The organism is Tepidimonas fonticaldi (assembly GCF_007556755.1).
Taxonomy (GTDB): Bacteria; Pseudomonadota; Gammaproteobacteria; order Burkholderiales; family Burkholderiaceae_C; genus Tepidimonas; species Tepidimonas fonticaldi.
Window position 1 is genome coordinate 87,380 of the sequence record NZ_VJOO01000007.1, and the last position, 22,270, is coordinate 109,649.

At 69.4% G+C, this 22,270-nt stretch carries 24 protein-coding genes and 1 pseudogene; 13 read left to right on the forward strand and 12 right to left on the reverse strand.

Going from position 1 to position 22,270, the window contains the following annotated elements; genetic code table 11:
• Positions 1–80: 80 nt before the first annotated feature.
• The 4 genes from Tfont_RS05500 to rpsU form a co-directional block, all read right to left on the reverse strand.
• Positions 81–1,043, reverse strand: a complete 963-nt coding sequence (locus tag Tfont_RS05500) for an MBL fold metallo-hydrolase (protein ID WP_143968690.1) — start codon at positions 1,041–1,043, stop codon at positions 81–83.
• A gap of 102 nt (positions 1,044–1,145) precedes the next feature.
• Complete coding sequence (gene murI / locus Tfont_RS05505; protein WP_143968691.1) at positions 1,146–1,994, reverse strand: glutamate racemase; 849 nt, start codon at positions 1,992–1,994, stop codon at positions 1,146–1,148.
• Positions 1,995–2,011: 17 nt separating this feature from the next.
• A complete protein-coding gene (locus Tfont_RS05510; RefSeq protein ID WP_143968692.1) occupies positions 2,012–2,473 on the reverse strand; it encodes a GatB/YqeY domain-containing protein in 462 nt (153 codons plus the stop codon).
• A gap of 145 nt (positions 2,474–2,618) precedes the next feature.
• Complete coding sequence (gene rpsU, locus Tfont_RS05515) at positions 2,619–2,831, reverse strand: 30S ribosomal protein S21 (RefSeq protein ID WP_068610140.1); 213 nt, start codon at positions 2,829–2,831, stop codon at positions 2,619–2,621.
• 198 nt (positions 2,832–3,029) lie between these two features.
• On the opposite strand from rpsU, the gene pap reads away from it, so the two are divergent.
• Positions 3,030–4,544, forward strand: a complete 1,515-nt coding sequence (gene pap, locus Tfont_RS05520; RefSeq protein WP_143968693.1) for a polyphosphate:AMP phosphotransferase — start codon at positions 3,030–3,032, stop codon at positions 4,542–4,544.
• Positions 4,545–4,589: 45 nt separating this feature from the next.
• On the opposite strand, the gene Tfont_RS05525 is transcribed toward pap, so the two are convergent.
• From Tfont_RS05525 to Tfont_RS05535, 3 genes are read right to left on the reverse strand one after another with little or no spacing between them, the layout of a single operon-like run.
• A complete protein-coding gene (locus Tfont_RS05525) occupies positions 4,590–4,901 on the reverse strand; it encodes a YkgJ family cysteine cluster protein (RefSeq protein WP_143968694.1) in 312 nt (103 codons plus the stop codon).
• Positions 4,902–4,906: 5 nt separating this feature from the next.
• Positions 4,907–5,851, reverse strand: coding sequence for an ornithine carbamoyltransferase (gene argF / locus Tfont_RS05530; RefSeq protein ID WP_143968695.1), 945 nt, complete (start codon positions 5,849–5,851; stop codon positions 4,907–4,909).
• A complete protein-coding gene (locus Tfont_RS05535; RefSeq protein ID WP_068610132.1) occupies positions 5,848–7,053 on the reverse strand; it encodes an aspartate aminotransferase family protein in 1,206 nt (401 codons plus the stop codon). The genes argF and Tfont_RS05535 overlap by 4 nt, the downstream gene beginning before the upstream one ends.
• Positions 7,054–7,277: 224 nt before the next feature.
• On the opposite strand from Tfont_RS05535, the gene Tfont_RS05540 reads away from it, so the two are divergent.
• A complete protein-coding gene (locus tag Tfont_RS05540; protein ID WP_068610130.1) occupies positions 7,278–7,598 on the forward strand; it encodes a DUF3579 domain-containing protein in 321 nt (106 codons plus the stop codon).
• A gap of 178 nt (positions 7,599–7,776) precedes the next feature.
• On the opposite strand, the gene rpsT is transcribed toward Tfont_RS05540, so the two are convergent.
• Positions 7,777–8,073, reverse strand: a complete 297-nt coding sequence (rpsT, locus tag Tfont_RS05545; protein ID WP_143968696.1) for a 30S ribosomal protein S20 — start codon at positions 8,071–8,073, stop codon at positions 7,777–7,779.
• Positions 8,074–8,267: 194 nt separating this feature from the next.
• Between rpsT and Tfont_RS05550 the strand changes: the two genes are divergently transcribed.
• Positions 8,268–9,377, forward strand: coding sequence for a fatty acid desaturase (locus Tfont_RS05550; protein ID WP_143968697.1), 1,110 nt, complete (start codon positions 8,268–8,270; stop codon positions 9,375–9,377).
• Positions 9,378–9,489: 112 nt separating this feature from the next.
• Positions 9,490–10,995 carry a DEAD/DEAH box helicase gene (locus tag Tfont_RS05555; RefSeq protein WP_143968698.1) on the forward strand — a complete coding sequence of 502 codons (1,506 nt, stop codon included), beginning with the start codon at positions 9,490–9,492 and terminating at the stop codon, positions 10,993–10,995.
• Here the strand turns inward: Tfont_RS05555 and Tfont_RS05560 are convergent.
• The gene (locus Tfont_RS05560; protein WP_143968699.1) at positions 10,946–11,797 is read right to left on the reverse strand and encodes a symmetrical bis(5'-nucleosyl)-tetraphosphatase; all 852 of its coding nucleotides are present in this window, start codon (positions 11,795–11,797) and stop codon (positions 10,946–10,948) included. The genes Tfont_RS05555 and Tfont_RS05560 overlap by 50 nt on opposite strands.
• Positions 11,798–11,808: 11 nt before the next feature.
• Between Tfont_RS05560 and Tfont_RS05565 the strand changes: the two genes are divergently transcribed.
• Positions 11,809–13,137 carry a hemolysin family protein gene (locus Tfont_RS05565; RefSeq protein ID WP_143968700.1) on the forward strand — a complete coding sequence of 443 codons (1,329 nt, stop codon included), beginning with the start codon at positions 11,809–11,811 and terminating at the stop codon, positions 13,135–13,137.
• Here the strand turns inward: Tfont_RS05565 and Tfont_RS05570 are convergent.
• Positions 13,073–13,621, reverse strand: a complete 549-nt coding sequence (locus Tfont_RS05570) for a LysR substrate-binding domain-containing protein (protein ID WP_143968701.1) — start codon at positions 13,619–13,621, stop codon at positions 13,073–13,075. The genes Tfont_RS05565 and Tfont_RS05570 overlap by 65 nt on opposite strands.
• Before the next feature lie 86 nt (positions 13,622–13,707).
• Here Tfont_RS05570 and Tfont_RS05575 point away from each other — a divergent pair, with 86 nt between their 5' ends.
• Positions 13,708–14,334, forward strand: coding sequence for a nitric oxide reductase activation protein NorD (locus Tfont_RS05575; protein WP_143968702.1), 627 nt, complete (start codon positions 13,708–13,710; stop codon positions 14,332–14,334).
• A gap of 11 nt (positions 14,335–14,345) precedes the next feature.
• Here the strand turns inward: Tfont_RS05575 and Tfont_RS05580 are convergent, their stop codons facing one another.
• Positions 14,346–15,407, reverse strand: a complete 1,062-nt coding sequence (locus Tfont_RS05580) for a histone deacetylase family protein (protein WP_143968703.1) — start codon at positions 15,405–15,407, stop codon at positions 14,346–14,348.
• Positions 15,408–15,490: 83 nt separating this feature from the next.
• Here Tfont_RS05580 and Tfont_RS05585 point away from each other — a divergent pair, with 83 nt between their 5' ends.
• A complete protein-coding gene (locus Tfont_RS05585; protein ID WP_143968704.1) occupies positions 15,491–16,285 on the forward strand; it encodes a TIGR00266 family protein in 795 nt (264 codons plus the stop codon).
• An 18-nt stretch (positions 16,286–16,303) separates the two neighbouring features.
• Here Tfont_RS05585 and Tfont_RS14695 read toward each other — a convergent pair.
• Positions 16,304–16,939: pseudogene (locus Tfont_RS14695) on the reverse strand (DUF1365 domain-containing protein); the annotation flags it as partial.
• On the opposite strand from Tfont_RS14695, the gene Tfont_RS05590 reads away from it, so the two are divergent.
• The 6 genes from Tfont_RS05590 to Tfont_RS05615 form a co-directional block, all read left to right on the forward strand.
• A complete protein-coding gene (locus Tfont_RS05590) occupies positions 16,832–17,257 on the forward strand; it encodes an HAD family hydrolase (protein WP_260682287.1) in 426 nt (141 codons plus the stop codon). The pseudogene Tfont_RS14695 and the gene Tfont_RS05590 overlap by 108 nt on opposite strands.
• Before the next feature lie 63 nt (positions 17,258–17,320).
• Positions 17,321–18,403, forward strand: coding sequence for a class 1 fructose-bisphosphatase (locus Tfont_RS05595; RefSeq protein WP_143968705.1), 1,083 nt, complete (start codon positions 17,321–17,323; stop codon positions 18,401–18,403).
• 24 nt (positions 18,404–18,427) lie between these two features.
• On the forward strand, positions 18,428–19,312 hold the full coding sequence (locus tag Tfont_RS05600; protein WP_143968706.1) for a phosphoribulokinase: 885 nt from the start codon (positions 18,428–18,430) through the stop codon (positions 19,310–19,312).
• A 22-nt stretch (positions 19,313–19,334) separates the two neighbouring features.
• The gene (gene tkt, locus Tfont_RS05605) at positions 19,335–21,371 is read left to right on the forward strand and encodes a transketolase (RefSeq protein WP_143968707.1); all 2,037 of its coding nucleotides are present in this window, start codon (positions 19,335–19,337) and stop codon (positions 21,369–21,371) included.
• Positions 21,368–22,153, forward strand: coding sequence for an HAD family hydrolase (locus Tfont_RS05610; protein WP_260682282.1), 786 nt, complete (start codon positions 21,368–21,370; stop codon positions 22,151–22,153). The genes tkt and Tfont_RS05610 overlap by 4 nt, the downstream gene beginning before the upstream one ends.
• Positions 22,150–22,270 (forward strand): glyceraldehyde 3-phosphate dehydrogenase N-terminal domain-containing protein (locus tag Tfont_RS05615; protein WP_260682288.1); only part of this gene is annotated, 121 nt, incomplete at its 3' end. The genes Tfont_RS05610 and Tfont_RS05615, both read left to right, overlap by 4 nt.

The following is a 22,270-nucleotide window of genomic DNA, read 5'->3' on the forward strand; positions in this document are numbered from 1 at the left end:
CACCTCACCCCCGCGCTGGCCGCTGCTGCGCAGAGAAGTGCTGGAATCGATACCAATCGATGCGCGATGGCAGCGGTCCATCAAGTGACCGGATGGAACCGATAGCCGCTGCCGGCGGCCTCGATGTGCCCCAGGGCGGGGAAGGGGAAGTGAAAGCCCCCCACCATCAGCTTGTCGCGGATGATCTGGTCGTAGATGCGGCGCCGCGTCTGCCGGGCCAGGTCCGCATCCATGTCGAACACCACCGACCAGTCCGGGTTGCGCACGAACAGGGACGGAATGTTGGCCGTGTCGGCCACGTACATAAAGCCCTGGCCCTCGGAGCGCAGCGTGAAAACGCACATGCCGGGCGTGTGGCCGAAGGCCGCTTCGGCCCGGATGCCTGGGGCCAGCTCCGCACCGGGCTGAAACGGCACCAGCCGGTCGGGCGGCAGACCGCCGAACACCCGTCGCACGGCCTGAAAGGCGCCTTGCATCGCCTGCGGCGCGCTGGCCATGCGCGCGTCGTCCATCCAGAATGCGTGCTCCGGTGCCGGAACGTGGATTTTGGCGCGGGGGAAGGTGAGGCGGCCGTCCTTGAGACGCACCCCGTTGATGTGGTCTCCGTGGTAGTGGCTGATCACGACGTGGTCGACGTCTTCCGGCTGGTAGCCGGCGGCGGCCAGGTTGTCGCGCAGGCGCCCGGTCGTGGGCGGGCCGTTGTCGGCAAAGCCGGTGTCGAACAGGAATTTGCCCGCCGGCGTCACCGCCAGGAAGGCGGTAAACGGGATGTCCACGTAATCGGTGGGCAGATTCTGCGAGGCGAGCAGGGCCTTGACCTGCTCCAGCGGGGCGTTGCGCACGAACTCCTCGCCCAGCGGGCGGCGCAAGGCGCCGTCGTTGAGCGCGATGATCTCGAAAGCGCCGAGCCGGATGCGGCGCATGCCCGGCGAGGGCAGGGTGGGGGCCCCGAAATTGGGGGCGCCCTGTTGCGACCACGCCGACCCCAGGGCCAGCCATCCGGTGGCGGCGATGCCGGCACCCAAAAACAACCGCCTGTCCATGCGCCAAACCTCCTGCAGCGTCCGCAATGCCCGCAATGGGCGGAAGGCCCGAGCTTAGGGCCGAAGGCGATCTGTCGTGGACAGCCCCGCAAAGCCGTGCATTCAGCAGGGGTATTGTCGGGAGGTGTTAGCGGCGCCGTCGGGCAGGCGCAGGGGCTGCACGGCCTGCCCCCACAGCAGCTCGATCACGCGTGCCGTCTGGGTCAGGTCGCCACTCGTCCAAAACGCGACGTCGCCGGGAGCAGTGCAGGGCGTGGCGAGGTGGCCCTCGTCGAGCCGCCGCGCCAGTTCGCGCGCGACCGCGGGGGCGGGGTCCAGGACGGTGACGTCCGGACCGGCGATGCGCTGGATCACTGGGCGCAGAAAGGGGTAGTGCGTGCAGCCGAGCACGAGCACGTCGGCCCCGGCCGCGAGCAGCGGCCGCACGCGCTGCGCGACCGCAGCTTCGGTGTCGGGGCCGTCGAGTTCGCCGCGTTCGACGCGCTCCACCCAGCCCGGGCAGGCTTGTGGGAGCACCTGCACGCCGGCCGCATGCGCGGCGATCAGACGCGCCAGTCCGGGGCTGTCCACCGTGTTGCGGGTCGCCAGCACGCCGACGACGCCGCTGCGGGTGAGGGCGGCCGCGGGTTTGACGGCCGGCTCGATGGCCACGAGCGGCCAGTCGGGATGGCGTTCGCGCAAGGCGCGGATCGACAGGCCGGTGACGGTGTTGCAGGCGACCACGACGGCCTTGCAGCCAGCGTGCCGCAACTGGGCCAGGATGTGCTCGGCACGGGCCTGCACATAGGCGGGCGATTTGTCGCCGTAGGGCGCGTGCTCCGAATCCGCTACGTAGATCAGCCGCTCGGCCGGCAGACGAGCCCGGATTTCGCGCAACACCGACAGGCCGCCCACCCCGGAGTCGAACACCCCGATCGGGGCATCCGCAGCAAAGGCGGGGGCGGCGCCCATGCGCAGCGCGTCGGGGGTTAGCCCGCCAGGGCGGCCTTGACCGCGGCCGACACCTGGCCCATGTCGGCCTGCCCGGCCAGCTCGGCCTTGGCCAAGGCCATGACCTTGCCCATGTCCGCGGGGGTGGGCGCGCGGCCCAGGTCGGCGGCGACGCGGCCGACGATCGCTTGCACGGCCGCAGCGATCGCTGCGGCGTCCAGCCGCGCGGGCAGATAGGCCTCGAGCACCTGGGCCTCGGCGCGCTCCTTGTCGGCCAGGTCGGTGCGGCCGGCTTGTTCGTAGGCGGCGATGGAGTCGCGGCGCTGCTTGAGCAACTTGTCCACGACCGCAATCACCCCCGCATCGTCCAGCGTCACGCGCTCATCGACCTCTTTTTGCTTGATCGCGGCCAGCAGCAGGCGGATGGCGCCCAGGCGCGCGCTGTCCTTGGCGCGCATGGCGGTCTTCATGTCGTCGGTGATCCGGTCCTTCAGTGCCATGGGGTGTCCAGTCCTAGGGTGTCGTGAGCAAGCAACAAAGCCCGCCGGAGCGTCCTCTGGCGGGCTTTGGGGTCGGCCGGAAACGGCATGCAGAACCGGCGCAGCGGGCCAGGATCTGCCGTTGCCGGCCGTCGCGTCCGGTCGATCAGTACAGACGCTGCGGCAGCTGCTGCGAGCGCACGCGCTTGAGGTGGCGCTTGACGGCCGCGGCCTTCTTGCGCTTGCGCTCGGCGGTGGGCTTTTCGTAAAACTCGCGGGCGCGCAGCTCGTTGAGCAGGCCCAGCTTCTCGATCGTGCGCTTGAAGCGGCGCAGGGCGACGTCGAACGGTTCGTTGTCTTTAACGCGAATGGTGGTCATTGGCCAATGGTTTCCATGGTGTGCCAGGGCCGCACGTGGGGAAGATCAGACCCGACGCCGGCTTGCCTGGCAGGGGTTCCCCGTCTTCAAGGTGATCACGGCCGACGGGGTTTTGCCAGCAAAGCTCTTTATTATAGTCGATTCGACGTGACTGGGTAGCGTATAACATGGTCACGCCGATCACGGAGGGAGACCGCCATGTTTGATTCGGCCGAAATCGGCCACCGCATCGACCGCGCCACCTACAAAGCCGAAGTGCCGGCCTTGCGGGCCGCCTTGCTCGATGCCCAATACGAGTTGCTGCGCCGCGGCACCCGCGCCGTGGTCATCCTCATCAACGGCGTGGACGGGGCCGGGCGCAGCGAGACGGTCAACACGCTCAACGCCTGGATGGACCCGCGGCACATACGGACCGAGGCGTTCGGCGCCATGACCGACGAAGACCGCCGCTGGCCCGAGATGTGGCGGTTTTGGCAGGTGTTGCCGCCCAAAGGGCGCATCGGGATTTTGTTTGGCTCGTGGTACACCGATCCGATCCTGGCGCGGGTCGAGGGGCGCGACAGCCGCGACCATTTCGCCCACCGGCTGGAGCGCATCCGCCAGTTCGAGCGCATGCTGATGGCCGAGGGCGTGGTGCTGGTGAAGTTCTGGTTTCACCTGTCCCGGCAGGCGGCCAAAGCGCGCCTGAAGGCGCTGGCGTCCGACCCCCGCACGGCGTGGCGCATCGGCCCGCAAGAAAGGGCGCACCTCAAACGTTACGACGACTTCATCGACGCCAGCGACGAGGCGCTGCGCAAGACCAGCCTGGGCGAAGCGCCGTGGATCGTCATCGAAGGCAGCGACGAAGCCTACCGCCATCTGACGGCGGGGCGGCATCTGCTGTCGGTGCTGCGCCACGCGGTGGCGCCGGCGTCGCCCGTGCCGCCCCAAGGGCCGTTGCCGGCCAGCGTGATCGAGGCGCCGGGCGACGACGTGACGCTGCTCAAGGCGCAGGACTACGGGCGGCGGCTGACGCACGAGCGCTACGAGCGCCTGCTGGAGCGCTGGCAGGGTCGGCTCAACGGATTGAGCCGCGATCTGCGCCTGCGCAGCCGCTCGCTGGTGGTGGTGTTCGAAGGGATGGATGCCGCGGGCAAGGGCAGCACCATCCGGCGCCTGACGGCGGCCTGGGATGCGCGCTTTTACCGCGTGGTGCCCGTTGCGGCCCCCAACGAGAACGAGCGCGCCCAGCCCTATTTGTGGCGGTTTTGGCGCTATATCCCGCCGCATGGCCGCGCGGTCATTTTCGACCGATCGTGGTACGGGCGGGTGCTGGTAGAGCGGGTGGAGGGCTTTTGCGCCGAGGCCGATTGGATGCGCGCCTACGGCGAGATCAACGCCTACGAGGAGGAATTGACCGAGGCGGGGGTGATCATCGTCAAGTTCTGGCTGGCCATCACGCCGCAGGAGCAGCTGCGCCGCTTTCGCGAGCGCGAGGCCACGCCCCACAAGCAGTTCAAGATCACTCCGGAGGACTGGCGCAACCGCGACAAATGGCCGCAGTACGAGCGGGCGGTGCAAGACATGGTGGACCGCACTTCGACCCGGGTCGCCCCGTGGCATCTGGTCGCGTCTGACGACAAGCTGTGGTCGCGCATCGAGGTGCTGCGCACCCTGTGCCGCCGCATCGAGCAGGCGCTGGAACAAGGGATACCGGGCAAGCGCCGTCTGTGATCGGCGGTCGCCCCGCAGGTCCATCGGTCGCGGGCGGCCCGGCGATCACGCAGGCGATACCGGCGGCAGGCCGTGGCGTGCCCGCGCGCGCTGGCAGGCGTCGCTGCCCTCGGCGAATTCGCGGCAGGGCGAGGGCCGCCATTCGTAGATGCCGCAGGCCACCTGTTCGCCCACGCGCCCCGCCAAGGCGGTGCAGCGCGGGGGCCAATGGTCGGTGCCGCGCATGCGCACGGTGGTGCCAGTGACGGGCACGGTCAGCCCGTCCGGCACCTGGCCGCCGCCGTCCTGCGTTTCGTACACCGAAAAATCGACCCGGAACCAGGCGCAGCATGCGCCGCAACGCTGACACTCGCTCATCGCACTCACAGCCGGCCGAGCAGCAGGTATTCCATCAGCGCCTTCTGCACATGCATGCGGTTTTCCGCCTCGTCCCAGACGACGGATTGCGGGCCGTCGATGACCTCGGCGTCGACCTCCTCACCGCGGTGCGCCGGCAGGCAGTGCATGAACAGCGCCTCGGGCTTGGCCTGCGCCATCATCGCCGGTGTCACGCGCCAGGCGGCGAACGCCTTCTGGCGCGCCTCGTTTTCGGCCTCGTAGCCCATGCTGGTCCACACGTCGGTGGTGACGAGGTCGGCGCCGCGGCAGGCTTGCATCGGGTCGTCGAACACCTGCCAGAAGTCGCCGCGCGGCACGCCGGCCACGTCCGGGTCGACCTCGTAGCCGCGCGGCGTGCTGATGTGTACACGAAAGCCCAGGATCTGCGCCGCCTGCAGCCAGGTGTTGGCCATGTTGTTGCCGTCGCCGACCCAGGCTACCGTGATGCCGCGCAGGGAGCCCGGATCCAGCGTGCCGTCGGCGCGGCGGCCGCGGTGCTCCAGCCAGGTGAACAGGTCGGCCAGGATCTGGCACGGGTGGAACTCGTTGGTCAGGCCGTTGATGACCGGCACGCGCGAGTGCGCGGCGAAGCGCTCGATCTTGCTCTGCTCGAAGGTGCGGATCATCACCAGGTCCACCATGCGGCTGATGACGCGCGCGGTGTCCTCGATCGGCTCGCTGCGGCCGAGCTGGCTGTCGCCGGTGGTCAGGTGCACCACCGAGCCGCCCATCTGGTACATGCCGGCCTCGAAGCTGACGCGCGTGCGCGTGCTGGCCTTCTCGAAGATCATCGCCAGCGTGCGGTCCGGATCGGCGAAGGGCTGGTATTTTTCGACGGCCTTGAACTTGCGCTTGATGAAGTCTGCCCGCTCGAACAGATAGGCGTACTCGTCCGCGCCCAGGTCCTTGAATTGCAGATAGTGTTTCATGCGGAGGTCTCGTTCAGGAAGGCGCGCACCTGGGGCACCAGCTTGGCCACGATCTCGTCGGCTTCGGCGCGCGACAGGATCAGCGGCGGCACTAGGCGGATCACCCGGTCGGCGGTCACGGACAGCAGCAGCCCAGCCTGCGCGCAGCGGTTGACCAGCACGCCGCAGGGGCGATCCAGCTCCACCCCGATCATCAGGCCCTTGCCGCGCACCTCGCGCACGCCGGGCAGGCCGTGCAGCTCGGCCCAGAGCTGGGTGTGCAGGTGCGTCCCCACGGCGGCGGCGTTGTCGAGCAGGCCCTCGTCCTCCATGATGCGGATGGTCTCCAGCCCCGCGCGCGTGGCCAGCGGGTTGCCGCCGAAGGTGGTGCCGTGGTTGCCGGGTTGAAAGATCTGGGCCGCGCGCGGACCGGCCACCACCGCGCCGATCGGCACGCCCGACCCCAGCCCTTTGGCCAGCGGCATCACGTCGGGCCGGATACCGGCCCACTGGTGGGCGAACCACTTGCCGGTGCGGCCCATGCCGCACTGCACCTCGTCGATCATCAGCAGCCAGTCGCGCTCGTCGCACAGGGCACGCACGCCGGCCATGTAGTCCGGCTCGAGCGGGTGCACGCCGCCTTCGCCTTGGATGGCCTCGAAGAACACCGCCACGACGTCGGGATTGCCGTCGGTGGCGCGCTTGAGCGCCTCCAGATCGTTGATCGGCACGCGGATGAATCCCTCCACCAGCGGCTCGAAGCCCGCCTGCACCTTGGGGTTGCCGGTGGCCGACAGCGTCGCGATCGAGCGGCCGTGGAAGGCGCGCTCGTACACGACGATCTGCGGCCGGGCGATGCCCTTGTCGTGGCCGAACTTGCGGGCGAGCTTGAGCGCCGCCTCGTTGGCCTCCAGCCCGCTGGAGCAGAAAAACACCTTGTCCAGGCCGGAGCGCTCGCACAGGGCGGCGGCCAGCGGCTCGGTCCAGGGGTGGTGGTAGTAGTTGCTGACGTGAATCAGTTGCGCCACCTGGTCCTGCAGCGCGCGCACCAGCCGCGGGTGCGCGTGGCCCAGCGTGTTGACCGCGATGCCGGCCAGCGCGTCGAGGTACTCGCGGCCGTCGGCATCCCACACCCGGCAGCCACGCCCGTGCGTCAGCAGGATCGGGACGCGTCCGTAGGTGGACATCACGTGCGGCTCGGTCGGGGCAGGGGTGGCGTTCATGGGCATCCAGCGTGAAGGGTTGGGCAGGGGCCAGCCGGGGAAAGCGCGATTCTAGGGCCTGCCCGTCGATGGTTGGCGGACCCGCGATGGACGCGGCGAAGTCTTATATAAGATACAATTTTCCACGTGGCCGGGCGATCCTCGCGCCACCTCCGCCCCGTGTTCGGGGTCGTCCACCCACCCTCCCTGTCGCCGCGCGCCCACCGGCCGCGGCCGTCCGCGCGATGGTCACGCCCAACGCCCAAGAAATCTTCATCCAGGGGGTCACGCGCAGTGGCCGCACGTTTCGCCCCAGCGACTGGGCCGAGCGCCTGGCGGGCGTGATGAGTCCGTTTCATCCCCAGGCCGCGCAGGGGCACGGCGCCCACCTGTGCTACTCGCCCTGGGTGATCCCCACCGTCATCAATGGCGTCAAGTGCGTCGTCGTCAACCGCGCGTTGCGCGACTACGACGAGCGGGCATGGGATTTCGTGATGGGGTTTGCGCGCGACAACGACCTGGTCGTGACCGAGGCCTGTCTGCTGCCCGATCCGCCGCGCGGCTGATCCGCGCTGCCGCCGTTTTTCGGATCTGCGCGCCCCATGACGCGTGCCCCATGAAAAACGCCGCCGGGCGTAGGCCACGGCGGCGTTGAGATGGGGTTTTGCTGGCAGCGCACCCGTTCCAAGGCGGACATTCCGGCCGGCTGGCCGCCGGCGGGGTCCGGGCGGGGGTATCCGGGGTTTAGGCGGACGCGGCAGCCAGGGATTTGACCTTGGCCGACAGGCGGCTCTTGTCGCGAGCGGCCTTGTTCTTGTGGAAGATGCCCTTGTCCGCGACGGAGTCGACGATCGACTGCATCTGGGCAAAGAGTTCGGTGGCCTTGGCCTTGTCGCCGGCGGCGACGGCCTTTTCCACCTTCTTGACGGCGGTGCGGTACTGCGAGCGCAGCGACGCGTTGTGGGCGTTGAGTTTGACGTCTTGGCGCGCGCGCTTGCGGCCGGAGGCCAGGCGCGGCGACTTCTTCGACTTGGTTGCCATGGGCTAAATTCCTTCTGGGGTTGGTGGATGTTGCCAGCAAAGCCCGCCATTATAAGATGCAGCCGGTCGTTGCGGGGAATGCAACAGCGCCGCAACCCCGGGGTTCGTCGCTTGACTTGTATCAAACGGGGTCGGGCATCATCGGGCATACTTGCGTCGGCTCATCAGCGTCAGCCTTGTCCCAACGATTCGTCATGTCTGCCACCGAAACCGTGTCCGCGCCCGAGCCGTCCCAACCCATCCCGCCGGGGCAGCCGCTGCCCCACCGCAAAGTCATCCGTGGCTGGATCACACCGCTGGGCGAACGCCGCACGCCCATCGCGATCGCCTTGCTGGTGCTGGATTGGGCGATTTTTGCGGCGCTGATCGTCGGCACCATTGCCTTCGAGGCGTGGTGGGCCAAGCTGTTGTGCGGGCTGGCGGCCGGCTTCACCATCGGGCGGCTGTTCATCATCGGTCACGACGCCTGCCACCAGAGCTACACGCCCCACCGCGGCTTGAACAAGCTGCTGGGCCGCATCGCGATGATCCCGTCGCTCACCCCCTACAGCCTGTGGGAGGTCGGCCACAACGTCGTGCACCACGGCTACACCAACCTGAAAGGGGTGGACTTCGTCTGGGCGCCGCTGACCAAGGCGGAGTTCGATGCCCTGTCGCCGGGGCGCCGTTTGCTCGAGCGCATCTACCGCAGCGGCTGGGGGCCCGCACTGTATTACTTCATCGAGATGTGGTGGCTGCGCATGTTCTTCCCGCGCAAGACCTACATGGGCACGCGCCGTCCCGAGTTCATGTGGGACGGGGTGTTCGTGCTGGGCGTCGCGCTGTTGTGGATCGGCGGCATGGTCGGGGCCGCGCTGGCCACGGGGCAATCCGTGTGGCTGCAGGTGGTCATGGGCTTCGTCGTGCCGTTCGTGTTTTGGAACGCGATGATCGGCTTCGTCGTGTACGTCCACCACACCCATCCCGCGGTGCAGTGGCACGACGACAAGGTGGCCTGGGCCAAGGCGGCTCCGTTCGTGTCGACCACGGTGCACCTGGAGTTCCCGCTCAAGATCGGCGCGCTGATGCACCACATCATGGAGCACACCGCGCACCATGTGGACATGAGCGTGCCGCTGTACAAGCTCAAGCAGGCGCAAAAGAAGCTGGAGGACATGCTGCCCGGGCGCATCATCATCCAGCGCTTCAGCTGGCGCTGGTACTTCGACACCGCGCGCCGCTGCAAGCTGTACGACTTCACGCGGCGCTGCTGGACCGATTTCCACGGGCGCCCGACCAGCGACCCCGCGCCGTCCTTTGCCTGACGGATAGGTGCCGCCCGTGCGGGGTGCGCCACCGGTACGAACGAGGGGCCCGTGGGGCCCTTCGTCGTTCATCGGTGGCGCCTTTCGTGCTGCGGTGCGACAATAACACCACATGACTCAAGCTTTTTCCGAACTGAATCTGGCCGAACCGCTGGCCCGGGCCGTGGCCGAGATGGGCTACGCGACCATGACGCCCATCCAGGCGCAGGCCATTCCGGTCGTGCTGCAGGGCCGCGACGTGATGGGGGCCGCCCAGACCGGCACCGGCAAGACCGCCGCGTTTTCGCTGCCGCTGCTGCAGCGGCTGTTGCGCCACGCCAATACGTCCACCTCGCCGGCGCGGCACCCCGTGCGCGCCCTGGTGCTGCTGCCCACGCGGGAGCTGGCGGACCAGGTGGCCCAGCAGGTCAAGCTGTACGCCAAGTACACCCCGCTGCGCAGCGCGGTCGTCTTTGGCGGCATGGATATGAAGCCGCAGGTCGAGGAACTGCGCAAGGGGGTGGAGATTCTGGTCGCCACGCCCGGCCGTCTGCTCGACCACATCGAGGCCAAGACGGCGGTGCTCAACCAGGTCGAGTATGTGGTGCTCGACGAGGCGGACCGCATGCTCGACATCGGCTTTCTGCCCGACCTGCAACGCATCCTGTCCTACCTTCCCAAGCAGCGCACCACGCTGCTGTTTTCCGCCACCTTCTCGCCCGAGATCAAGCGCCTGGCATCGAGCTATCTGCAGGATCCAGTGGTGATCGAGGTGGCGCGCGCCAACACCACGGCCGCGACCGTGGAGCAGCGCTTCTACCGGGTGGAAGAGGACGACAAGCGCCAGGCACTCAAGCAACTGGTGCGGCAGGAGCAGGTCAAGCAGGCCTTCGTCTTCGTCAACAGCAAGTTGGGCTGTGCGCGCCTGGCCCGGTCGCTGGAGCGCGACGGCCTGCGCGTGGCGGCGCTGCACGGCGACAAAAGCCAGGACGAGCGCCTCAAGGCCCTCGATGCCTTCAAGCAGGGGCAGGTGGATCTGCTGGTGTGCACCGACGTCGCGGCGCGCGGTCTGGACATCAAGGATGTGCCCGCGGTCTTCAACGTCGATATCCCCTTCAATGCCGAGGACTATGTGCACCGCATCGGGCGAACCGGGCGGGCGGGGGCGTCGGGGTTGGCGGTCTCCTTCGTCAGCGGCCGCGATGCCCGCTCCCTGGCGGATATCGAGAAGCTGATCGGCCGCAAGGCGGAGGTCGAGCCGCTGGAGATCGAAGACGAGCGCCGCCCGCGCGGCCGGCCTGCGCGCCACAACGACGGCCAGCGCCTGTGGCAGGCGCCCGAGGCCGAAGGCGGTGCGGCACCTGTGCGCGCCGAGCCTGCGGCGCGTCCCGGCCGGCCGATGCGCCCGGCGGCCGAGCGGCGTGCGCCGGCAGACCCGCTGTACGACCGCCCGTACGAGCCGTCCCTGCCGCCCGATGCCCAACCGGAATGGGAGCAACCGGCCAAGGCCCCCGCGCCCAAAGGCCTGTCGGCCTACATCCGGCCCAAGCGCAAGGTGCCGGCCCTGTTGCGCGCGCCGCTGCCGGCGCTCACATCCCCCGACCCGGTGCCTGAGCCTGCGGACACGGTATCCGGATGATTTCGACCTGCCGTGCATCCGCCACGGGGGCGTGCGGCAGGCAGGCCGCGCTGAGCTGACCGCCCCAGACGCAGCCGGTGTCCAGCGCCAGCAGGTCCGCGCGTTGCAGCGGACCGAGGGTGGACCAGTGGCCAAACGCGACTGGCGTGCCGGCACAGCGGCGCCCGGGCACGTCGAACCACGGCAGGTACCCGGCGGGGGCGTCGGCCGCGCTGTCTTTGGTGGCAAATTCCATCACCCCCTCGGCGGTGCAAAAGCGCAGCCGCGTCAGGGCATTGACGATGACGCGCCAGCGCGCAGGGCCCTGCAGGTCGTCGCTCCAGCGGTCGGGCTGGTTGCCGTACATCTGGTGCAGCCAGTCGGTCAGGTCGGGCCCGCGCAGCAGGGCTTGCACCTCTGCCGCCAGCGACAGCACCTGCGCTGCCGACCACTGCGGCAGCACGCCCGCGTGCACGAGCAGCCAGCCGTGCACCGCCATTGCCAGCGGTCGCTGGCGCAGCCAGTCGAGCAGGGCTGCGCGGTCCGGCGCGCCGAGGATGCCGTCCAGCGTGTCGTTGCGGTGCGGCGGCCGCACGCCGGCCGCGACGGCCAGCAGGTGCAGGTCGTGATTGCCCAGCAGGGCATCGGCCGAACTCTCCAGCGCCTGAAGCCGGCGCAACACGGCCAGCGATGCCGGCCCGCGGTTGACCAGATCGCCCAGCAGGACCAGGCGGTCCCGGCTGGGGGAAAAGCCGATTTCGTCCAGCAGGTGCTGCAGCGCGCCGTCGCAGCCCTGGACGTCGCCAATCAGGTACAGTGCCATGGGCGCGCATTATGGATATCCTGCTGATCGTCTTTCTGACCCTGCTCAATGGGGCGTTCGCCATGTCCGAGCTGGCGCTGGCGGCCAGCCGCCGGGCGCGCCTGTCGGCCCTGGCCGACGCGGGGGACAAAGGGGCCCGCACCGCGCTGCAGCTGCTGGACAACCCGACGCAGTTTTTGTCGTCCGTGCAGGTGGGGATCACCTCCATCGGCATGCTCAACGGTATCGTGGGCGAGGCGGCGTTCAGCGACGGGCTGGCGGACTGGTTTCGCGGTTGGGGGTGGTCCGACGTGACGGCCTCGGTGTCCGCCACGGCCATCGTCGTGGCGGCCATCACGTTCTTGACAATCGTCTTTGGCGAGTTGGTGCCCAAGCGCATCGGCCAGCTCTACCCGGAGGCCGTCGCGCGCTGGGTGGCACGGCCCATGGCCGGTGTGGCCCGGGTGGCCAAGCCCTTCGTGCTGCTGCTGTCGGCCACCACGCATGCGGTGCTACGTCTGCTGCGCATCGACACCGACGCGGCCCGCACGGTGACGGAGGAGGAGATCCACGCCAGCTTGCGCGAAGGCTTGGGCGCCGGCGTGATCGAGCGGCAGGAGCACCGCATGGTGCGCAATGTGCTGGCGCTGGATGACCGGCAGCTGGGCAGCCTGATGGTGCCGCGCTCGGACATCGATTGGCTGGAGGCGGGCGAGCCGCTGACCGAGGTGCTGCGCCGCGCGCGCCAGAGCGGGCACTCGTGGTATCCGGTGGCCCGTGGCGGGCTGGACCATGTGCAAGGCGTGGTGGCGCTGACGCACCTGATGGCCCTGGACGAGATCGGCGGGCGCGAGACCGACTGGGCGCGCGACGCGCTGCCGGCGACCTTCGTGCCCGAGACGCTGAGCGGGCTGGAGTTGCTGGAGCAGTTTCGCGCCCGCGCCATGCGCATGGTGTTCGTGGTGGACGAGTACGGCGTGGTGCAGGGGATGCTCACGCCGCTGGATCTGCTGGAGGCGATCACGGGCGAACTGTCGGCCGACGAGCCGCAGGAGGCCTGGGCCACCCCGCTGCCCGATGGGAGTTGGCGGATCGATGGCAGCATGCCGGTGCACGAGCTCAAGGCCCGGCTCGAGATCGATGCCTTGCCCGAGGAGGACAAGGACCGCTACCACACCGTGGCCGGGCTGATGCTGATGGTGGCGGGCCGCTTGCTGACGCCGGGGGATCGGGTCGAGATTGGCGGCTGGATGTTCGAGGTGCGCTCTACCGAGGGCCGCCGCATCGACGAGGTGCTCATCCGGCCGCAGACGGCGACGGCACCGCCGCCGTCGGACGGTGGTCCCGCAGCCACGCCTTGAAGGCCAGCGCCGCCGGCGACAGCCGCTTGCCGTGCGGATAGACGATCTGCCAACGCCGCAGCAGCGGAAAGCCCGCCACGTCCAGCGCGATCAGCTCGCCCAGCGCCAGCTCGGCGGCCACCGTGTGCGCCGACAGCACGGCCACCCCTAGCCCGCCAGCCACGGTTTGTTTGACGGCTTCGTTGCTGCCCACCTCCAGCCGGGTACGCAGGCGCGCCCCGTGCGCCGCAAAAAAGCGCTCCGTCGTCAGGCGGGTGCCCGAGCCCGGCTCGCGCAGGATGAAGGGCTCCTGCGCCAGCCGCTGCGGCGGGATCGCGCGCACGCCCGCCAGCGCGTGGCCCGGGGGCGCGATGGGCACGAGGGGGTTGTCGGCAAACGCTTCGCAGACCACGTCCAGGTGCTCCGGCGGCTGGCCCAGGACATAGAGGTCGTCCTGGTTTTGCGCCAGGCGCTGCACCAGCGTTTCGCGGTTGCCCACCACCATGGACACCTCGATGCCGGGATGCGGACGGCGACGACATCGATCTGGATGCGGCCCTGTCGTCGCTGACCGACCTGCGGCTGGGGCGCATGCCCGATCCCCGGATCATGATGCGCCACGTGCGCAAGACGCGCGACCTGGCCGTGCTGGTGTTGCTGGACCTGTCCCAGTCCACCAACGACCGGGTGGCGGGGCAGACCCACACGGTGCTGGAGCTCACGCGCGCGGCCTGCGCCTTGCTGGCCGACGCCATCCAGAAGGTGGGCGATCCCTTTGCCATCCACGGCTTTTGCTCCGACGGCCGGCACGATGTGCACTACTGGCGTTTCAAAGACTTCGATCAGCCCTACGACGATCTGGCCAAGGCGCGTCTGGCCGGCATGCAGGGCCAGCTGTCCACCCGCATGGGCGCGGCGATCCGGCACGCCACGGCGGCCTTGGCCCGCCGGCCCCAGCGCCGACGGCTGCTGCTCGTGGTGACCGACGGCGAGCCGGCCGACGTGGACGTGCGCGATCCCTCGTATCTGCGCCAAGACGCCCGCAAGGCGGTCGAAGCGGCGGCACGCCAAGGGGTGCAGACCTTTTGCCTGAGTCTGGACCCGCGCGCCGACGACTACGTGAGCCGCATTTTCGGGGGGCGGCACTACCGCGTGATCGATCGGGTCGAGCGCCTGCCGGAGACGCTGCCGATGCTCTATGCCGCACTGACGCGCTGATGGGGCGCGGCTCAGGCCGCCTGCCAAAAGCCCTCGAGCAGGTTGACGGTGTTGATGCCCACCTCGGCCACCGCGTAGCCGCCTTCGAAGGTGAAGACCGTCGGCAAGCCCAGCTCGGCCAGCAGGCGCCCGACGGTCGTGTAGTCGGCGCTGCGCAGCAAAAAGCCGGAGATCGGATCGCCCTCGAACGTGTCCATGCCCATCGGTACCACCAGGGCGTCGGCGCGAAAGTCCGCCACGGCGCGAATGGCGCGCTCCAGCGCCGCGCGCCACGCGGGAAAGCCTGTGCCGCGCGGTAGCGGCAGGTTGAGGTTGAAGCCCTCGCCGGGGCCGGCGCCCCGCTCGTCGGCATACCCCAGGAAGAAAGGGTATTCGGTCTGGGGATCGCCGTGCAGCGACACGGTGAGCACGTCGGCGCGCTCGTAAAACAGGGTTTGCGTGCCATTGCCGTGGTGGTAGTCGATGTCCAGCACGGCCACGCGCGCCCGGCCCGCATCCCGCAGCGCCTGCGCGGCGATGGCGGCGTTGTTGAGGAAGCAGTACCCGCCAAAAAAGTCGGGGCCGGCGTGGTGGCCGGGCGGGCGTGTCAGCGCAAAAGCGGCGCGCTGCCCGTCCTGCACGGCGCGGGCGGCCGCCAGCGCGCAGGCCGCTCCGCTGCGCGCGGCGGTCCAGGTCCCCGCCATCAGCGGCGTGCCGGCATCGAAGGCGTACAGGCCCAGTCGCGCGGCAAAGTTGGCCGGCGGGCGGTCGCGCCGGAAGGCATGGGGGTTGCCCAGCGGCCACACCGAGGGCAGGGCGTCGCGCTGGGCATTGCTCGGGTCCAGCGCCACCCACTCGTCCCAGGCATGGGCCAGAAAAGCGACGTAGCGCGGGTCGTGCACGCGGGCGATCGCGGCATCCAGCGCCGCATCGTCGATGGCCGGCTCGTGCAGGCTGCCCAGCGCCCGGCGCTGCAGCTCCGCGCGCACATGGTCCAGCCGCGCGGGCACCTCGTGACACGCAACGAGGCGCCCGCGAAACATCTCGTGCCGGCCCTGATGCAGGGCGTGGTGGGGGTTGTGGAAGGTTTTCATCGAGGCGGTGGGGGCAAGCGCTGGCGCGCGTTTCGGGCCAAAGTGTCTCAGAATCCGTCTTCATCGACGAAAGGACGACAACCATGGCCATGGACGTGATCGACTACCGCCTGTACGGCGACGACATGCAGCTGGTGGAACTGGAGCTGGACCCCGGCGAGGCGGCGATCGGCGAAGCGGGCAGCCTGATGTACATGGAAGACGGCATCCAGATGGAGACCGTGTTTGGCGATGGCAGCGCGGCGCAGGGCGGGCTGTTCGGCAAGCTGCTCGGCGCGGGCAAACGGCTCATCACGGGCGAGTCGTTGTTCACGACCGTGTACGTCAACAAGGGCAGCGGCAAGCGCAGCGTCGCATTCGCGGCGCCCTACACCGGCAAGATCATCCCCTTCGACCTCCAGCAGCACGGCGGCACGATCATTTGCCAGAAGGATGCCTTTTTGTGCGCTGCGCGCGGCGTGTCGCTGGGCATTGCCTTCCAGCGCCGGCTGGGCACGGGCTTTTTCGGCGGCGAGGGCTTCATCATGCAAAAGCTCGACGGGGATGGGCTGGCCTTCTGCCATTCCGGCGGCACGGTGCTCCAGCGCACGCTGGCTGCGGGCGAGCTGCTGCGGGTCGATACGGGCTGCGTGGTGGCCTACACCCGCGGCGTGGATTTCGACATCGAGTTCGTCGGCGGCATCAAGACCGCGCTGTTCGGCGGCGAGGGATTGTTCTTCGCGGTGCTGCGCGGGCCGGGCACCGTCTGGCTGCAGTCGCTGCCGTTTGCGCGGTTGGCGTCGCGGGTGTTTGCCGCCGCGCCGGCCAGCCGGGGCGGCGGCGGCACTGGGGGCGAGGAAGGCGGCCCGCTGGGCACGCTGTTTGGCGGGCGGGACTGACGGCGGACCCGCCGCGATCACAGCCGGTCCGTCCTCGTCCTCGTGCTCGATGCGCACCACGGTCCGGCCCGACTGCCCATCGACGGGTGCCGTGCGCAGAAACCGGAAGCGGTACCCCCCGCTCACGCGGCAGAACGGCGAGACATGGAACCGCTTGCGCGCTTGCAGCGTTCGGCCCCAGGCCGGCGTGTCCAGCAAATAGCAATGCCGCTCGCCAAAGGTGTTGTTGACCTCCGCCACCACTGCGCGCAGCGATCCGTCCGCCCGGTGGCAGCACCAAAAGCTCACCGGCTTGAAGGTGTACCCGAGCACCCGCGCATAGGTGTGCAGCCAGACCGGTTCATCGGCATCGGCAATGCCATGGCGGGCGAGCAGTTCGCGCAGCCAGGCGAGGGCGCCACCCGCTTCCGGGCCGCGCCCGTCGCCATGATCGCGGTCGTGAAAGCTGATCGGCGCGGCGCGGTTGACGGCCAGCCCGGCTTCGGCCGCCGCCTCGGCCAGCCGGTGCATGGGCAGCAGCAAAAACCAGGTGCGGTGGGCGACGGCGTGCTCGCCCTCATCGAAGCGGCCCGCACCGCCGGGCTGAAGCTGGCGATCGCCACCACGACCTCGCCGGTCAACATCGCGGCCCTGCTGCGCGCGGCGATCGGGCAGGACTGGCGGCAAATCTTCGCGGTGGTGGAGGATGCGTCCACCGCGCCGCGCAAAAAGCCCCATCCGCAGGTGTACCGCCAGACGCTGCAGCGCCTGGGCCTGCCGGCCCAGCGCTGCCTGGCCTTCGAGGATTCGGCCAACGGCCTGCAAGCCGCCAACGCCGCCGGGCTGGCGACCGTGGTCACGCCCAACACCTTCACGGCGCACCACGATTTTGCGGGCGCGCTGCGGGTGTTGCCCTCGCTGGCGGGGGTGACGCTGGCCGATCTGCAGTCATGGCACGCCGCCACACTCGCCCAGCCGGCCGCGGCGGCCTGAGTGCGCCGAGCGTTCCGCAAGCGTCCTGTCTTTCCGCGTCATCCGACACCCGAGAGTGCCCCCATGCCCCTGTCTCGACGTACCACGCTCACCCAGTTTCTGATCGAGGAGCGACGCCGCCACCCCAGCGCCAGCGGCGACTTCAATGCCCTGGTGTTGGACGTGGCGCTGGCGTGCAAGGCGATCGCGCGCAGCGTTGCCTTCGGCGCGCTGGGCGGGGCGCTGGGGCCGGCCACCGGGGCCATCAACGTGCAGGGCGAGGAGCAAAAGCCCCTGGACGTGCTCAGCAACGAGATTTTTTGCCGCGCCAACGAATGGGGCGGCCACCTGGCCGCCATGGCGTCGGAGGAGATGGAAGCCCCGCACCAGATCCCGCCCGCCTTTCCCCGGGGCAAGTATCTGCTCGTCTTCGATCCGCTCGACGGCAGCGGCAACATCGACGTCAACGTCTCGGTGGGCAGCATTTTTTCGGTCCTGCGTGCGCCGCAGGACGTCATCGACAGCGGCCGTGACGTGACGGCGGCGGACTTCCTGCAACCCGGCTGCCAGCAGTTGGCCGCCGGCTACGCGCTCTACGGCCCTTCGACGATGCTGGTGCTGACAGTGGGCACCGGCGTGCATGGCTTTACGCTCGACCCCAACCTCGGTGAATTCTTCCTCTCGCACCCGGACATTCGCGTGCCGGAGGATACGCAGGAATTTGCGATCAACGCCTCCAACAGCCGCTTCTGGGAGCCGCCGGTCAAGCGCTATGTCGATGAGTGCCTGGCCGGCAAGACCGGCCCGCGCGGCAAGGATTTCAACATGCGCTGGATCGCCAGCATGGTGGCCGAGGCCCACCGCATCCTGATGCGCGGCGGGGTCTTTCTGTACCCGCGCGACACGCGCGACCCCGCCAAACCGGGCCGCTTGCGCCTGCTCTACGAGGCCAACCCGATCGGCATGATCATCGAGCAAGCCGGCGGGCGGGCCAGCACCGGCCACGGCCCCGTCCTTGCCGTGCAGCCCGACAGCCTGCACCAGCGCATCGGCTTCGTCTTCGGATCGCGGGAGGAGGTCGAGCGCATCGAGCGCTACCACCGCGACCCCGTACCCCTGCGCGATGGCAACCCGCTGTTTGCCGAGCGCTCGTTGTTTCGCGATTGATCCCGCTGGATCGGAGCCGTCCCCATGTCCGAACGCCACCCCATCATCGCCATCACCGGTTCGTCCGGCGCCGGCACCTCCACCGTCACGCGCACCTTCCAAAACATCTTTCGCCGCGAGGGCGTGCGTGCCGCCATCATCGAAGGCGACAGCTTCCATCGCTACGACCGCCGCACGATGAAGGCCATGATGGCCGAGCAGGAGGCGAGCGGCAACCGCCACTTCAGCCACTTCGGGCCCGAGGCCAACCTGTTCGAAGAGCTGGAAAACCTCTTCAAAACCTACGCCGAGGCCGGGCGCGGCCGCAGCCGCAAATACCTGCACAACGCGCAGGAGGCGGAACCCTATGGCCAGGAGCCCGGCACTTTCACGCCGTGGGAAGACCTGCCGCCCGACACCGACATGCTGTTCTACGAGGGGCTGCACGGCGCGGTCGTCACCGACACCGTCAATGTGGCGCAGTACCCGGACCTGCTGATCGGTGTCGTGCCGTCCATCAACCTGGAGTGGATCCAAAAGCTCATCCGCGACAAAACCCAGCGCGGCTACAGCCAAGAGGCGGTGGTGGACACCATCCTGCGCCGCATGCCGGACTACGTCAACTACATCTGCCCGCAGTTTCAGCACACGCACGTCAACTTCCAGCGCGTGCCGGTGGTGGATACTTCGAACCCGTTCATCGCGCGCGACATCCCCACCGCCGACGAGAGCATGGTCGTGATCCGCTTCGCCAAGCCCAAGGGCATCGACTTCCCCTACCTGCTGTCGATGATCGACGGCTCGTGGATGAGCCGGGCGAATACCATCGTCATCCCCGGGGGCAAGATGGAACTGGCGATGCAGTTGATCTTCACCCCCTTCATCTGGCGCATGATGGAGCGCCGCCAGCGCGTGCTGGGGCTGGCGTAAGCGCCCACGACGGAGCAACCCCATGAATCTGAACGACGCCCCGGGCCGGGCCCCGGTCGATGCACGGCTGGCCCGCCGCATGGCCAACGCGATCCGCATGCTGGCGGTGGACGCCGTCGAGCAGGCCAAGAGCGGCCACCCCGGCGCCCCGATGGGCATGGCCGAGATCGCCGAGGTGCTGTGGAACCGCCACCTCAAGCACAACCCGGCCAACCCGGCCTGGGCCGACCGTGACCGCTTCGTGCTGTCCAACGGCCACGGCTCGATGCTGATCTACGCGCTGCTGCACCTGACCGGCTACGACTTGGCCGTAGAGGAGCTCAAGGCCTTTCGCCAGCTGCACAGCAAGACGCCGGGCCACCCGGAGGTCGGCATCACCCCCGGCGTGGAGACCACCACCGGGCCGCTTGGGCAAGGCATCGCCAACGCGGTCGGCATGGCGCTGGCCGAAAAGCTGCTGGCCGCCGAGTTCAACCGCCCCGGCCACACCATCGTCGATCATTACACCTACGTGTTCCTCGGCGACGGCTGCATGATGGAGGGCATCAGCCACGAGGTCTGCTCGCTGGCCGGCACGCTGCGCCTGCCCAAGCTGATCGCCTTCTACGACGACAACGGCATCTCGATCGACGGCCACGTCGAGGGCTGGTTCGCCGACGACACGCCGGCGCGCTTCGAGGCGTATGGCTGGCATGTGATCCGCAACGTCGATGGGCATGACCCCGACGCGGTGGATGCCGCGATCCGGCTGGCCAAGGCGCAGGCGCGCCGCCCGGACGGCAAGCCGACGCTGATCTGCTGCAAGACCGTGATCGGCCAGGGCTCGCCGAACAAGGCCGGCACGCACGACGTGCACGGCGCGGCGCTCGGCGCGGCCGAGGTCGCCGCCACGCGCGCGGCGCTGGAATGGCCGCATGCGCCGTTCGAGATCCCGGCCGAGATCTACGCTGCCTGGGACGCGCGCGCCCACGGCGCGGCGGCCGAGGCCGCCTGGCGCCAGCGCTTTGCCGCCTATGCCGAGGCGTATCCGGAACTCGCCGCCGAGTTCGAGCGCCGCATGCGCGGGGAGCTCAAGCCCGAACTGGCCGAGCGCCTGCCGGCGCTGCTGGACGCCGCCGCCGCGCGCACCGACGCCGTGGCCACGCGCAAGGCCAGCCAACTGGCGTTGGACGAACTCGCCCCGCTGATCCCGGAATTCTTCGGCGGCAGCGCCGACCTGACTGGCTCCAACCTCACCAACTTCAAGGGCTGCACGATCGCCGGGCGCGATCGCTGGGGCAACCACCTCAGCTACGGCGTGCGCGAGTTCGGCATGGCGGCGATGATGAACGGCATCGCACTGCACGGCGGCTACCTGCCGTACGGCGGCACGTTCCTGACCTTCAGCGACTACAGCCGCAACGCCATCCGCATGGCCGCGCTGATGAAGCAGCGCGTCGTGCACGTGTTCACGCACGACTCCATCGGCCTGGGCGAGGACGGCCCGACGCACCAGAGCGTGGAGCACGTGCCGAGCCTGCGGCTGATCCCGCAGCTGGACGTGTGGCGCCCGGCGGATGCGCTGGAGACGCTGGTGGCGTGGGCGGCGGCGGTGCAGCGCCGCGACGGTCCCTCGGCGCTGTGCCTGTCACGGCAGAACCTGCCGGTGGTGACGCAGCGCGCGCACGCCGACGGCGCGGCGCGCGGCGGCTACGTGCTCAAGGACATGGACGGCGCGCGCGCGGTGATCTTGGCCACCGGCTCGGAGGTCTCGATCGCGCTCAAAGCGCAGGAGCTGCTGGCTGCTGAGGGCATCCCGACGCGCGTCGTCTCGATGCCGAGCACCAGCGTGTTCGACCGCCAGGATGCCGCTTACCAGGACGCCGTGCTGCCGCCGGCGCTGCCGGCGGTGGCGGTGGAGGCCGCGCACCCGGACTTCTGGCGCAAGTACGTCGGCCGCCGCGGCCGCGTGGTCGGCATCGACCGCTTCGGCGAGTCGGCCCCGGCGCCGGCGCTGTACGAGTACTTCGGCCTGACCCCGGCCAAGGTGGCGCAGGCCGTGCGCGAGGTGCTGGCGTGAGCGCGCCGGCGCGCACCGCGCTGCCGTTCGACCTGATGCTGTTCGACTTGGACGGCACGCTGGTCGAGACCGCGCCGGAGATCGCCGACGCCGTCAACGACACGCTCACCGAGCTGGGGCTGCAGCCGGCGTCGCTGGAGCAGGTGACGCGCTGGATCGGCCACGGCACGCGCGAGCTGCTGGTGCAGGCGCTGGCCGCGCGCCAGGGCCGCAGCGCCGACGCCGTGCGCGGCGATGCGGGCTTCGCGGCGGCGGAGGCGGTGTTCCAGCGCCACTACGAGGCGCGCTGCGGCACCCGCAGCCACCCGTACCCGCGCGTGGTGGAGGCGCTGCAGGCGCTGCGCGCCGCCGGCGTGCGGCTGGTCGTCGTCACCAACAAGGAGGCGCGCTACACCGCCCGCGTGCTGCAGGCGCACGCGCTCGAAACCCTGTTCGACCGCGTCATCAGCGGCGACACGCTGCCGGTCAAGAAGCCCAACCCGCTGGCCGTGGCCGACAGCCTGTTGCGCTACGGGGTGGACCGCAGCCGCGCGCTGCTGGTGGGCGACTCGTCGATCGATGTGGCCACCGCGCGCCACGCCGGCATCGCCGTCTGGTGCGTGCCGTACGGCTACAACATGGGCGAGCCCATCGAGGCCTGCGCGCCCGACCGTGTGATCGCGGATTTCGGCGCGCTGATGCCGTCCGCGCTGGGGCCAGCGACGGCATCCGGCCGCCATGGATGCGCCCCGGCGCCCCAAGCGTTTTCCTTCACACCCACTCCCTCCGGTTGCACACCATGACCATCCGCGTTGGCATCAACGGTTTTGGCCGCATTGGGCGCCTGTCGCTGCGCGCGGCGCTGCAAGGGGGCTTTGACGACATCGAAGTCGTCGGTATCAACGACCCCAAGGGCGCCG

Coding starts and splice junctions, on each gene's coding strand:
- Tfont_RS05500 (WP_143968690.1), bottom strand. CDS start 1,043: ATGGACAGGCGGTTGTTTTTGGGTGCCGGCATCGCCGCCACCGGATGG.
- murI (WP_143968691.1), bottom strand. CDS start 1,994: ATGGGCGCCGCCCCCGCCTTTGCTGCGGATGCCCCGATCGGGGTGTTC.
- Tfont_RS05510 (WP_143968692.1), bottom strand. CDS start 2,473: ATGGCACTGAAGGACCGGATCACCGACGACATGAAGACCGCCATGCGC.
- rpsU (WP_068610140.1), bottom strand. CDS start 2,831: ATGACCACCATTCGCGTTAAAGACAACGAACCGTTCGACGTCGCCCTG.
- pap (WP_143968693.1), top strand. CDS start 3,030: ATGTTTGATTCGGCCGAAATCGGCCACCGCATCGACCGCGCCACCTAC.
- Tfont_RS05525 (WP_143968694.1), bottom strand. CDS start 4,901: ATGAGCGAGTGTCAGCGTTGCGGCGCATGCTGCGCCTGGTTCCGGGTC.
- argF (WP_143968695.1), bottom strand. CDS start 5,851: ATGAAACACTATCTGCAATTCAAGGACCTGGGCGCGGACGAGTACGCC.
- Tfont_RS05535 (WP_068610132.1), bottom strand. CDS start 7,053: ATGAACGCCACCCCTGCCCCGACCGAGCCGCACGTGATGTCCACCTAC.
- Tfont_RS05540 (WP_068610130.1), top strand. CDS start 7,278: ATGGTCACGCCCAACGCCCAAGAAATCTTCATCCAGGGGGTCACGCGC.
- rpsT (WP_143968696.1), bottom strand. CDS start 8,073: ATGGCAACCAAGTCGAAGAAGTCGCCGCGCCTGGCCTCCGGCCGCAAG.
- Tfont_RS05550 (WP_143968697.1), top strand. CDS start 8,268: ATGTCTGCCACCGAAACCGTGTCCGCGCCCGAGCCGTCCCAACCCATC.
- Tfont_RS05555 (WP_143968698.1), top strand. CDS start 9,490: ATGACTCAAGCTTTTTCCGAACTGAATCTGGCCGAACCGCTGGCCCGG.
- Tfont_RS05560 (WP_143968699.1), bottom strand. CDS start 11,797: ATGGCACTGTACCTGATTGGCGACGTCCAGGGCTGCGACGGCGCGCTG.
- Tfont_RS05565 (WP_143968700.1), top strand. CDS start 11,809: ATGGATATCCTGCTGATCGTCTTTCTGACCCTGCTCAATGGGGCGTTC.
- Tfont_RS05570 (WP_143968701.1), bottom strand. CDS start 13,621: ATGGTGGTGGGCAACCGCGAAACGCTGGTGCAGCGCCTGGCGCAAAAC.
- Tfont_RS05575 (WP_143968702.1), top strand. CDS start 13,708: ATGCCCGATCCCCGGATCATGATGCGCCACGTGCGCAAGACGCGCGAC.
- Tfont_RS05580 (WP_143968703.1), bottom strand. CDS start 15,407: ATGAAAACCTTCCACAACCCCCACCACGCCCTGCATCAGGGCCGGCAC.
- Tfont_RS05585 (WP_143968704.1), top strand. CDS start 15,491: ATGGCCATGGACGTGATCGACTACCGCCTGTACGGCGACGACATGCAG.
- Tfont_RS05595 (WP_143968705.1), top strand. CDS start 17,321: ATGCCCCTGTCTCGACGTACCACGCTCACCCAGTTTCTGATCGAGGAG.
- Tfont_RS05600 (WP_143968706.1), top strand. CDS start 18,428: ATGTCCGAACGCCACCCCATCATCGCCATCACCGGTTCGTCCGGCGCC.
- tkt (WP_143968707.1), top strand. CDS start 19,335: ATGAATCTGAACGACGCCCCGGGCCGGGCCCCGGTCGATGCACGGCTG.